Origin of the sequence: Stenotrophomonas sp. I18B00994 (assembly GCF_014145825.1) — a bacterium.
Classification (GTDB): Bacteria; Pseudomonadota; Gammaproteobacteria; order Xanthomonadales; family Xanthomonadaceae; genus Stenotrophomonas; species Stenotrophomonas maltophilia.
The window spans coordinates 120,362-132,237 of record NZ_JACIUW010000012.1 but is presented as its reverse complement, the minus strand read 5'-3'; the positions used below and the strand labels follow the sequence as shown (position 1 = coordinate 132,237).

The following is an 11,876-nucleotide window of genomic DNA, read 5'->3' as shown; positions in this document are numbered from 1 at the left end:
GGATGATGCCTGCAGTGATCAGCGGACAACCCGGATCACGCCACAGGCGATGCGGACGCCGGCATTGCCGGCGGGCTGGCTGCGATAGTCGTCGGCGTTGGCATGCACGACCAGTGCACGTCCGGCGATATCGGTGGCGGCGCCTCCGCCAAGGGTAACGCCCTTGAGGTGGATATCGACGTTGGCGCGGCCCTGGGCGTCGGCACGCAGATTGTCCATGTCGCCCAGATGGTGCTTGCCGGTGCCGGCGCGGCCATGCGCAGCGCCACCGGGATTGAAGTGATTGCCGGCACTGCTGGCATCCACCGCACTGCAGTCGCCGCGCTCGTGGATGTGGAAGCCGGCCTGCTGCATCGGCTGCAGGCCACCGATCAGGCCGGTGATGTGGATACCGCCGGGCTCCACCATCAGTGCGATGCGGCCACTGACAATGCTGGCCGAGGCCGGCGCAAGATTGGCCTCGCCCTGCTTCGCTGCGCTGACCACGGTCGGCGGCGGCGGAGTAGGTTCGGTCTTTTTCGGCGCGCTGCCGCAGGCAGACAGCAGCACGGCGGCGGACAACGGCAGGATGGCAAAGGACAGACGCATCAAAGACTCCTTGCAGATGACACTAAGCGTTGCATCGTCCATGAACGATCAACAGTTCGGCAAGCGGGCGCGAGGATCGCGTGCAGGGGCCGTTCAATGGCCCCCGCGGCGGCGTCCGGCGCCCAGCTTACGGGTAAGGGTATTGCGGCCAAGGCCCAGGCGGGCCGCGGCTTCGGCACGGCGGCCGTGGGTGATCTGCAGCGCGGCCTCCAGCAGGGCATGGTCGACCCGCTCGCGCACCTGCGCGTGCAGCCCTTCCACGCCTTCGGCCAGCTGACGGCGTGCCCATTCGGCCAGCAGCGCTTCCCACTGCCCTGGATCGGCGCTGGTGGTGCTGCTGCGACGACCGCGCGTACGGTTGAGCGCGGTATCGACGTCGGCCACGCCGATGGTGTCGGCGGCCGCCAACGCCGCCATCCGCCAGCACACGTTTTCCAGTTCGCGCACGTTGCCCGGCCAGTCGTGTTCGCGCAGCGCCTGCAGTGCGGCCGCGGTCAGCCGCTTCGGCGGCGTATCCAGCTTGCGCGCGGCGGCGGCCAGGAACGTACTGGCCAGCTGTGCGATGTCCTCGCGGCGCTCGCGCAGCGGTGGCAGCTGCAGGCGCACCACGTCGAGGCGGTGCAGCAGGTCGGCGCGGAACTTTCCTTGTGCAACCAGCCCTTCCAGGTCCTGGTGGGTGGCGGCGACCACGCGCACGTCGACGCGGATCAGTTCACGGCCACCGACGCGGAAGAACTCGCCCTGCGCCAGCACGCGCAGCAGCCGGGTCTGCAACGGCAGCGGCATGTCGCCGATCTCATCCAGGAACAGCGTGCCGCCATCGGCCTGCTCGAAGCGGCCGATATGGCGGCGCTGTGCGCCGGTGAAGGCGCCGGCTTCGTGGCCGAACAACTCGCTTTCCAGCAGCTCGGACGGGATTGCAGCGGTATTGAGCGCGACGAAGGGCCCCTGCGCGCGCGGTGATTCGCGATGCAGCGCATTGGCCACCAGCTCCTTGCCGGTGCCGGTCTCGCCGGTGATCAGCACCGCCAGCGGTGCCTGCGCCAGGCGACCGATGGCGCGGAACAGCGCGCGCATCGGCGGGGTATCGCCCACCAGTTGCGGCGGTTGGTCGCTATGCGCTTCGGCCGCAGGTGTGGCCGCCGCCAATGCCGGTGCGACGGCCGGCAGCACCCGTTGCGCCAGTGCCACCGCATCGTCCAGATCGAACGGCTTGGACAGGAATTCATGCGCGCCACCGCGGAACGCGCCGGCCGTGCTGGCTACATCGGTATAGGCCGACATCACCACCACCGGCAGCTGCGGCAGCGCGGCCTTGAGCTTGTCCAGCAGCACCAGGCCATCGTCGCCGGGCATGCGCACATCGGTGAACAGCAGCGCCGGTGGCGGGCTTTCGCTCAACGCCTGCAGGGCGGGTGCGGCGCTGTCGAAATCGAGGACCTGGTAGCCCGCCTCGCGTAGCGCGGTGCACAGCACGAAGCGCACGGCCCGATCGTCATCGACCACCCAGATGCACTGCGGGGACGAAGATGACTCAGACATCGCGCGGGACCTCCTCGGCCGGGGCGGCGCCGCTGACGATCGGCAGCAGCAGAGTGAACACGGTATGGCCCGGGCGCGAGCGGTAGGTCAGCGTGCCGCGATGCTCGCGCGCCACCTGCTGGGCCAGCGCCAGGCCCAGGCCAGTGCCTTCGGCACGGCCACTCACCAAGGGCAGGAACAGGTGTTCAGCCAGTTCCTCGGGAACGCCACGGCCGTCATCGGCGATTTCCAGGCGCAACGCCAGCGTGTGCAGCTGCTCGGCAATGCGCACGCCATGCTCCACGCGGGTGCGCAGGGTGATGTTGCCGGCGCCGGCCTGGATCGCGTTGCGCACCAGGTTCCAGACCGCCTGGGTGAGGCGGTCGGCGTCACCATGGAATTCGGGGATGCTGGGGTCGTAGTCACGCTGCAGGCGCACCGCCCAGCCGGCTTCGCTCTCGGCCAGGCGCAGCACGCGTTCCAGCGCGGCATGGATGTTCAGTTCGGCATGCGGCGCGGCCGGGGCCGGCGACAGCAGCTGGTCGAGCAGGCCGTTGAGGCGCTCGATCTCCGAACCGATCAGTTCGATCAGCTCACGTTCGCCGGCGTCGCGCTGAGCGGCACGCCGCGCCAGCAGCTGCGCCGCGCCCTTCAGCCCGGCCAGCGGATTACGCAGTTCGTGGGCCAGCCCCTTCAGCGCCGCGCTGAGCGCGCTGGGCAGCGCCTGGGTGGGATCGAGTCCTGGGAACTCATCGACCGGATGCGCCTCCAGCAGCCAGCCGCCATCGTCGCGGCGGCTCATCCAGCCCTCGGCGAAGCGCGGCGCCTCGCCGGGCACCGCCAGCGCCAGCCGGTTCAGGCGCAGGCTGTCGCGCTCGTCGCGGGCCAGGAAATGGGCCAACGCCTCGCCCTGCACTTCCAAGGCGACCAATGGCCGACCCAGCAGGCGCCGGACGCTGACGCCCAGCCAGCGGGCGAAGGCCGGATTGCAGCCGGCAATGCAGCCATCGGCCCCGGCCCAGGCCAGCGGCGTGCCCAGGGCATCGAGGGACGGCGGGGGTGCGGGGTCGGACATTGCACCAATGTAGTGCAAAACGGGGGTCCGGGGTCGGATCCCATTCCGTCAGGAAAGTGGACGGTTTGCCAAAGCTTGTGCTTCTAGAACCAACTTTGGTGAACTGGATAAGTACGAACTATGCCGAATGGCTCATTCAGCCTAGCTCTGGCTCCTGGAACCCAAATCGGTAGAAGTCATTTCCTGTTTAACCTGAGCATAGTCATTACGTACCTACGCTGCTTAGCAATCTTCGGCGAATGGGGAAGATTTGGCACGTCAGTGAGACCTACTGGCCTCTACGACAAGCCGACGTGCCCCTTGATCCAACTAGGACAGAAACTTTGCGCCACGCGACGGATATGTCGGCCACCGCCCTAAGCCGCAACCACTAGCCGAGATGCGCCTTTAATCGATCCACGATATCCGATGGTGAGCCTTGATGATCGCATAGCGGGCTTGCACGTCGTAATGAAGGCCGGGTACCCTTTTTGTAATGGACGTCTACAGGGGGCGTACAGCAAGGAGCAGGATGAGCGTCGACAGTGCGCGTGTGGTGAAGTTCATCGTTCACCGAGTAGGCAACCGCATTCGGGAAGAAGGAATGCGGCTGTCAAGCGATGCCATTGACGCCGGTCCGGACGTTGACGCAATTCTAGTTGACCACTACCTCAGGGGCACCCAAGAGGGAGGCGAGCGCTACGCGTTCACCCATGAATCTACGCTCGACCTCAACGACGTGAGGCGTTTTGCAGCTGACGCTCTCACCGACGATCAAAATTTCGTCGAGAGTTCGAGGGCCGTCGCCCGCCATCTCTACAGCAAATCGACGCATCCAGGCGTAGCCGGTGGCGACCTCTTCGTCGTTCTTTTCGAATTGCGAGGGGGGCTGAATGATGGTGGTCGAGTGCTAGGCCTGTTCAAAACAGAGGTGACCGAGCGGTTTCTCGTGGTCGACGACGCAACCACCGATCTCTCCATCACAGGACTTTCTGGGATAGATCCACGCCACCTGCAGAAGGCCGCACTCGTATCTGGTCACGATGGAACGGTTGTCGCTTTGGAGCGGGGCAAATCGCGGACACGATACTGGCTTGAGGACTTCCTGAAGGTGGCCCCCATCCAGAGCGACCAGGGCGTCGCCACCTTTGTTAGCAGTATTGCCAAGCAGGCAAGTGCGGAGCTCAAGGATCCGTCAGCGCAGGTGGCTTTTAAGGCATGTCTTGCCGCCCAACTTACTCCCGGAGCAACCCCTAGTGTTGATGATCTTCTCGACTTAGGCGCCAATTTCGTCGGCCAGGACTCAATCGAGGCTATGGCCGAGAAAATTGAGGTTGAACTCGGATACAAGGTTGACCGTGAAACCGTAGCGGACGTCCGGCAGATAAGGCGTTCGTTGAACGCGACGCTTCGCAGCACGCCCGTCTCACCCGGTGTCGACCTTGTCTTCTCGAAAGGCGTGACTCCTTCGACCATTGAGATCAGCCATCCGGATGGCACAGATGCAATCCATATTGTCATCAAACTTGAAGGACCACGATGAGCGGCGAGAAATCCAAAAAGTCCGGCGAGTATGGCGAGAAGCTCGCCGAGTCATTTCTGAAGGCCATCGGATGGCATCAGGACTTGAAAGCCCTGACTATTCCGTGCACTGACGGCAACCACACTGGGTCCGGTGGAAATCCGCGGAACACGCATGGCGACGACCGAGTGTTCATCTACAACAATCCCTTTTATGAAAGCCGGACTGACATTGTCCACGTCACCGTAAAGAACAATATCGGCGGCTATTCAGAGAAGGATAGCGAACTGAAGACTGCGCTCAAGGGCTTTGTTCTCGAGGCGAACGAGATCATCGCCTGTGCCCAATACGACACCACCATCCACGAGCTCGGTACGGCATTTGCCGGCCGTAGGCGTCACGAGCACAGCAGCCTACTCATCTGGACCAGCTCGCACAACGACTCCTTTGATCGAGACATACTAGGATCTTGTGCCACGGTTCGCGCGCTTGATGAATCCTGCATTTACAATGTCTATCTTGTCGACGGCGCACGCATCAACTTCATTCTTAGCGCGCTCGACCATGTTGGTCGTGAGCAGAACGCCACATACCGCTTTTACTTCCCTGATACGGGCTTAGTCAACAAGAGCGATGAGCGACATGGAAGATTTCTGCCCCTGGAGCTAGTTGTCGCCGACATGCTGCCCTTGAAGGTCTCGACACCTGAGGGTGAGCGACTCCACCTCTATGTCAGGCAGAACTTTGATGAGGAGGCGTACACGCGCTCCATCGCACTTGCACTTTCGCTGACCGGGGGTTGGGGCCAAGCGGTTCGCATTGGCTTCCCGGACTACAACGCTGCGCAACATGCAAGTATCGCCGCAAAGGCAAAGCTGCCTTTTGACAACCGAGAGGCCGATATTTTGGCCTTCTGCTACGTTCGCTCCAATCTCAACGCGCTGGAGAACGCCTAATGCTTGACGGACCCAATAAAGTTGACATATCGACTTGGCTTCCCTTTGGCGAACAGTTGCGTGTGCTTCTCTCAGGGGATCGTATCTCGACAGGTGACCTTACCGCTCTGGCCCGCAGGAAGGGGCTCTTTGTCGCCAATCCTGAACGCACCCAACTCATCCAATTTCTCTCAACGACGCTCCTCCAACCCTTCGAAATTGGAAAGCTGCTCGACGACAGCGTCTCCCGTGAGGCCAAACCCAAGGCACAGCCCCAGAAGGTCACATTGACCGCAGCCGATGCACGCTGGCAGGCCGTTATTGAAGGCCTCAAGACAGACTTTGTCACGGTGGCAGGCATCGAGCGCCTCCCGGGGGTGTCGTTCGCCCGCGAGCCGTCGATACAGAGGTCCGACCGTAATCATCTCGTCGTTTCTTATGAGATCAGACGGGAGGATTACAGCCGAGATCTCCTGCATAGAGAATTGTTGTTCACGGCAGATATCTCCATCCGCCAGGATGCAGGCTCACTGGTTCTCGATGTTCTTTCCACACATACGGCGAAAGAAACCGACCGCATCAATGACCTCATAATCACCCATGTAACGCGCGAGCTCAGGGCGGCTGGCATCTCAAAAGACGAAGCACCCGTGAAGATCAGGTTGGGTTCTTTTGATGGGCACAACCATGTCACATTCTTACTGCGGCTGGCCGGTCCAGGCACCGTTGGTAAGGACCCGGGCCAGATTGTGGATTTGACCCTCAAACCCAATAGTGCGCGGGCAAATGCTGAACTACCTCCAGAGCTTAAACTTCTCGAGGGCTCAATACGCAACATGCGGATGGACGGCGACAAGCTCAATGAAATCAGCCTTCTCGCCGACGAGCAATACCACGGCTCGTTTCTGATGACGCGAATTTCCGTAGACCATACGTATGAGGTTGACGGCATCAAGGGGAAATGCACGGTCGTCTACTACTTCCAGATAGCTCGAGGAAGCCAGGACGTCGCCAATGCGCCGTTCTCGTTTAGCATCGAAAACATCTCTGTTACAGGTAAGCGCAAGTCGGAGCGGCAGCCGCAGGCCAAGAAGGATCTTAGTTCGGCAATCCTCGCGGCAGTGGATCGGCACTTCACAGCCCTTCGTTCGCTCTAAATGGAATGTCGTACGCGCTTTGGCGATTTTCCATTCCAGCGCGATTACACACCATCGGACGCAGCAATCTGCATGAAGCCGTCACCGGGCCTGGAGGTTGGAGCCGTCGCTGCATCTGGAGATCCCACTTGGGTTCGTCCGCGATATGCGCCGGATCCTAGAGCCGGGACAGGCTACGTTGCTTCAGGTCGGGCCACCGCTCTCGGCCAGCCACCAGCCCGATGCATCAGCCCATGTTCTTGTCTGGGTATCGCGCTGGCTCGGTCAGGGAATCGCTCAAGATGCAATAGACAGGCACCACCCTCATTGGGTGTCCGCTTCCGGGCAATTGCGGTCATCGGTCTGGGCAGAGCAATACGTGAATTGCGCACGCCTCGAAGCGGTATCACCTTGTAATCAAGCCTTCTGAAAACTCGCCAAGCCACGAGGCTAGCGGGGGTGATAGCATGCGTCCAGCAGGAATGCCGCCGCACCATCGACCGGATTGATGTCGCCTGAGGCGGGCGACGCCGCAGCCTCGATATTCGGTGAAGGCAGAACCCCATTCATTGCCATCTGGCCGAGACGCGATGCCTTCAGTGCATCATGAAACGGCGTGCGCTCGCGCTGGCCACTCCAAGCGAGCAGACAGTCCACCGTGACGCCGGCAAAGAGGTCCGCCAGTTGCAGTTGCGGCAGTGCGATCGAGTCTGCAAAGCGCAGTTGTTCCACCCGAAGCGGGAGGTTCATTCGCCTCGCGCCGTAACCAAACTCCCGCTCCGCTTGGTCTCGATCAGTCAAGGCGCGAAGCAACCGTTCCTGAGCCCGCATTGGCTTGGACTCATCATGGATCACCGCGATCGCGCCGCCCTGCTGCGAGACGGCTTGGGTTACCAAGGCGATAAAGGCGTCGACTGCTGGATCGAACGCCGCGGCATTCGGAAACACGCCCAGAAGCTGGTCGAGCTGGCCGTGGCAGGCCTGCAGGTCTACGACGAGTTCGGCATAGTGCGGCGGACAGTCGCGCGCGCAGAGCTCAAGGCATGCTTCAAACGCTGTAAACGAGGTAGCGTCGCGTGTGCGCAGGGCGTTCTGGAAGGTGGACAACACGTGATCCCAGCGCCACCCGGGAAAGATGTGCGGCCCGGCGTAATGCCAGAGGCGCGCGAGATTGACCGCCCCATCGCGGGCATAGAGATCATGGCCGCGGTCGTACCAAGCAGGTTCAATGATCTTGTCAACCAATTGGCAGGCCAAGTAGAAGCGCTTATCGACTGGAAACAGAAGCACGGAGACCCCGTCGAGCAGCGGGGAGGAAAGCGCCTCGAGGATCGCCTGCTGACCACGTGGACGACCGCGGACTTTCGAGTACTTGACCTCGAGAGCTCCGCCTTTAATCGGTGCGATCAACTCTGTCGCCACGGCGGCGTCGCAACGAACGGCCGCAAGCACGAACACGGGCTGGTCCGCGTCGAGCAGTCGTGCGCCGGTGTTGCCGGATTCGTCGAAATACCAGTCATTGTGCATGCGAGTCTCCGGTAGGAAATTGGCCTGCACCTAGTGCAGGCTCAGCATCAGGCTGTGCTGATCAACAATTGCCCCTTGATGTTCAACAGGACGGCGCGTGGGTGGATTGTCCCCCACCTGAAGCCATCGCAAGCGCGAATGGGGGTGAACCCGTGCCCTATTCGTAAACCAATAGATCATGTGCATCTTCCAGGAAAAGCTGAAGATCGCAACTGCTGTAGTGCACCAGTGCTGGAGGATAGAGACCGTAATCGCCAGCATGCGCTGCTGCATTCATGACCTGGTAGGACTGATACACCCCCACAAGTAGCGCATACCAGTTCCGTGTACCAACTGCATGCGCGCCCCGTGGCCTGAGGGCAACCCCAAGATAAGACGGCTTCAGGAGCCTCTGGCCTTTGGGAAGGTGGCAGTCAAGTTGCTTGGCGACCTTCGCGGTGTCATCGATACTGCGCGAAAGAAATAGTCTCAACATGTCGGAGACTATAGAGTTCGTCGCCTCCGATGCATTCGGTCGATAGCCGCGGGGAAGACCGATGCCATTCAAGTGTGCCCGATACTTGTTTATGCGCTGCGCTACATCGATACCGCTCTTGTCCATGAGTTTGCCAAGGAAGCCAGCCGCTCGTGAAGGGTCGGCTATTTGCAATGCTTGGAGTGCATCGAGAAGGGCACGTTCCAAGTTGAATACTAGTTCCGCTACACGATCAATTTGGGCCTCGGGGCCACTAAGCGGTGTTCCGTTGGCTAACCCGAGCAAGTCGGTGATGTAGAGATGCGTATGTAGACCGGGCCGAATGGGAAACCATGCAGGCAGCGTGATCGGTGATCCAACCTGAGCCCTGCTGAAACTCTCCTTAACCAGGGCCACAATGGTTACTCGCTGAGCCCTGCTTTCCTTCGCTTGAGTTAACTGCTCTCTGCATGACTCTAGTAGAAGGCTTAAATCGGCGAGTATCCGATTTGCGATCTTAAAAGAATCATCTCGAACAATAACTGCAAAGACCTCTTCCCTCCCCAGCGTGGCACGAAGGGACTCTGCCATCTTGGTTCGAGCGCCATCGACTTGCAGCCAGAAAACGCGCAGCACATCGCTATCCGGCCATGGCGCCTGGGAAATCAGCTGGATTGCTCTTTCTGCACTCACAACACTCACGACAAGGTCCTCGACATAGCCGTGGCAGCCAGGCGCGCCATCAGCGGAATGCCCGCCGAGACAGTGCCATTGGATTCGCTAAAGAAGTTAGCCATTGCTGCACTCGCTAGAAGCTGCCGAGACGGCGCCTTTGCCAGTTCCTCGTATGGTTTTGCGATTACGTCGAATTCAGCGAGCGTGCAGCTCATGCGCTTTGGATGTCGTCTGACGATCTCCCTCAGAATACTGGTAACGGAGTAGAGCCATGGCTCTTGCGCACGGCTCCGCTCCGAACTGAACTCCGCAAGCATTTTGTGAAAAAGTCGATAATGGGGGCTGTTCCTAATTGCAACAAGATCTAGACGCTCGCGAGAAAAATCTGCGAAATAATGTCCGCCGAGTTCCGATCCAAGCTCAAAGCTAGTAGATTCCATTAGCCACTCACAGAAATCGACAAGGATATTAACAGTGAGATAGGGATGCCCCTTGGTCTCTTGATACGCAGCTTCGACGAATGAATCCGTGACCCGGAGATTCTCGCCCAAAATGCGATAGACCAGTGTCGCAAACTCTGAAGGGGTTCCCGGCTGATGTTCAAACAAAGGGAATGCGTATTGGCGGACGTTAGGGCTGAGCTGGTTCTGACTAAGCAGAATCATGTGCGCGTCCGGACGCTGACCCATGAAGAGAAGCGTATTCTTCATGGAGAATCCTAGAATTTGGCTGATGAGCGGGAGAGCAACTAGCACTTTAAGACCAGGTAGCCGCTCGGTGTACGTGTCAATCAGTTCGAACAACGTCTCGTACTCATCTATGATCAGGACAAGGTTGCGCCGCGGAGCATTGGCTTGAGTGGTGGCTGCCACGCAGTCCTTCACAAGCTCGGCAAAGAAGGTCTCCGGGATCGCATTCCCCTCTTCCAAGGCAGCGCGAATTCGTGAGCTCAGAACGTTTAACTCTGGCGAATTCGGTCTATGATCCATGGTCTGGAGTACCACCATCCTTTCCCCGGATGGCCCGGCGATGGCCTCTGCGGAGGTCGTCTTTCCTGAGCGCCTTACACTACACCACAAATACACACCAATGCCTCGCTGAAGGCCTTGAATGATTCGGTTCACGCTATGACGCTCGACCTCGTAGTGACCTTCTCGGAAAAGCGGATCGTCAAGTGGAAAATCCTTCGCATAGTTTCTGGGAAGTCGTCCGGAAAGCGGCTTGTTATTAGATGGCGCCGACCGCGAGGTCAGCGTAGCTGCAACGGTTTCCGCCAAATCGGCGAATCCGGCGATCTGTCCATGGACATCTGAAGAGTCAATGACATCATTGGTGCCGTTGCTGTCAACCCACTCCCGTGTGCCAGGAGTCAGTTCAGCGACGACAACATCGGCCAGGGCGATGGCATCCGAGAGGTCATCCTTAAAATATAGGGGCGATCCAAAAAATGCCGAGGCCGCAACATCTTGGCTTACTTGATCTACGCCCATGCTGTAGGTGATGTCCAATCGGCTTAGGCCTATTGCAACACGACTGTACTTAGGCATCACAGCAGGTGTAGATGCCTGCGAAGCCCATCGATCTACGCCCATCAGCATCGAGCAAATGGAAGCCTCACTCCCATTAAAAACTGAGCGCCCCTGCCCAGCCAAGAGAATGGCGTGACGTCCGCGACAGAAGCCCAATGCTGGGGCCCAAGCGTTCAGATAATCGCTTAGCAGATCCTCTCCCACTAGCTCGCCAACGGATACATCGCGGTAGCCAAGCAGGATTCCAGAGATCATTGCCGAGGCAATATCCCAGTACATGGCAGCGTGTGTCTTGGACGGCGCACTCTCTCGCTGGTCTCTGAGTACGCCTACGATGACGTTCATGAATTGCTGTAGCCCACGGATAGACTTTGCTAGCCCTATCTCATGGGCTAATCCACGCTCGAGAACTTTTTCATAGCCTTTTGCGAAAATCTCACGGGAATGCTCGGCGAAGATCGTGCGTATCCGGTCCTCCGCTTCCGTGTTGTCGTGCAATGCAGGGAGCCGGCTGACTACATCCTTGAGAATGTAGGCGCAGTTCTCTCGATAGTGTGTAGCCCACTGAAATATATGCCGACCCGCAAGCTCAGACATCTGGCGCTGGTAGCCATCATATGACGAGGCGGCCTGGACTGGCACAGGTCCGCCGGGCTGTCCGCCAACATGACGTGGCCCGCGCTCGAGCGTCTGCTGGAGAAGATGGCCTAGATCGCGCTTGCGACGCTTCTGAAACTCTTCAAGCACGTCCCATAGGTCATGAGATATGAGCGTTAGTGTCGCGTGGTCTGAGCCGAGAACAAGGATCTTGAAGGCTTCTTCGGCTTTGGAGAACTGCCAGCCCTTAGCTAGCCCTCGAAGCTCATTGAGGCCTTGGTGCGTCTTTGCATCAACTGCGGACATCCCTTCCCCCTACTTTCCAATTGAGCCAACAG

The 11,876-nt window shown here is 59.7% G+C and carries 9 protein-coding genes; 3 read left to right on the top strand and 6 right to left on the bottom strand.

Features of this window, described 5'->3' with window-relative positions; all coding sequences use genetic code 11:
• Window positions 1–18: 18 nt before the first annotated feature.
• The 3 genes from H4O10_RS14655 to H4O10_RS14645 all read right to left on the bottom strand — a co-directional run bounded on the left by H4O10_RS14655 (window position 19) and on the right by H4O10_RS14645 (window position 3,184).
• Window positions 19–588 (bottom strand): superoxide dismutase family protein, encoded by a 570-nt coding sequence (locus H4O10_RS14655; protein ID WP_005407586.1) that lies wholly within the window; start codon window positions 586–588, stop codon window positions 19–21.
• Between the two features lie 93 nt (window positions 589–681).
• Window positions 682–2,130 carry a nitrogen regulation protein NR(I) gene (ntrC, locus tag H4O10_RS14650; RefSeq protein WP_033834614.1) on the bottom strand — a complete coding sequence of 483 codons (1,449 nt, stop codon included), beginning with the start codon at window positions 2,128–2,130 and terminating at the stop codon, window positions 682–684.
• A complete protein-coding gene (locus H4O10_RS14645; protein ID WP_033834635.1) occupies window positions 2,123–3,184 on the bottom strand; it encodes an ATP-binding protein in 1,062 nt (353 codons plus the stop codon). Before H4O10_RS14645 ends, ntrC begins: the two co-directional genes overlap by 8 nt.
• A gap of 511 nt (window positions 3,185–3,695) precedes the next feature.
• On the opposite strand from H4O10_RS14645, the gene H4O10_RS14640 reads away from it, so the two are divergent.
• From H4O10_RS14640 to H4O10_RS14630, 3 genes are read left to right on the top strand one after another with little or no spacing between them, the layout of a single operon-like run.
• A complete protein-coding gene (locus H4O10_RS14640; protein WP_180845688.1) occupies window positions 3,696–4,706 on the top strand; it encodes a nucleoid-associated protein in 1,011 nt (336 codons plus the stop codon).
• Window positions 4,703–5,641, top strand: a complete 939-nt coding sequence (locus H4O10_RS14635) for a hypothetical protein (protein ID WP_180845687.1) — start codon at window positions 4,703–4,705, stop codon at window positions 5,639–5,641. Before H4O10_RS14640 ends, H4O10_RS14635 begins: the two co-directional genes overlap by 4 nt.
• Window positions 5,641–6,777 (top strand): hypothetical protein, encoded by a 1,137-nt coding sequence (locus H4O10_RS14630; RefSeq protein ID WP_180845686.1) that lies wholly within the window; start codon window positions 5,641–5,643, stop codon window positions 6,775–6,777. The genes H4O10_RS14635 and H4O10_RS14630 overlap by 1 nt, the downstream gene beginning before the upstream one ends.
• A gap of 429 nt (window positions 6,778–7,206) precedes the next feature.
• Here H4O10_RS14630 and H4O10_RS14625 read toward each other — a convergent pair whose 3' ends face one another.
• The 3 genes from H4O10_RS14625 to H4O10_RS14615 form a co-directional block, all read right to left on the bottom strand.
• Window positions 7,207–8,283 carry a DUF3800 domain-containing protein gene (locus tag H4O10_RS14625; RefSeq protein WP_180845685.1) on the bottom strand — a complete coding sequence of 359 codons (1,077 nt, stop codon included), beginning with the start codon at window positions 8,281–8,283 and terminating at the stop codon, window positions 7,207–7,209.
• A gap of 157 nt (window positions 8,284–8,440) precedes the next feature.
• Window positions 8,441–9,439: a hypothetical protein gene (locus H4O10_RS14620; RefSeq protein ID WP_180845684.1), complete on the bottom strand. Its 999-nt coding sequence runs from the start codon at window positions 9,437–9,439 to the stop codon at window positions 8,441–8,443.
• On the bottom strand, window positions 9,436–11,844 hold the full coding sequence (locus tag H4O10_RS14615) for a hypothetical protein (RefSeq protein WP_180845683.1): 2,409 nt from the start codon (window positions 11,842–11,844) through the stop codon (window positions 9,436–9,438). The genes H4O10_RS14620 and H4O10_RS14615 overlap by 4 nt, the downstream gene beginning before the upstream one ends.
• Between the last annotated feature and the right edge of the window lie 32 nt (window positions 11,845–11,876).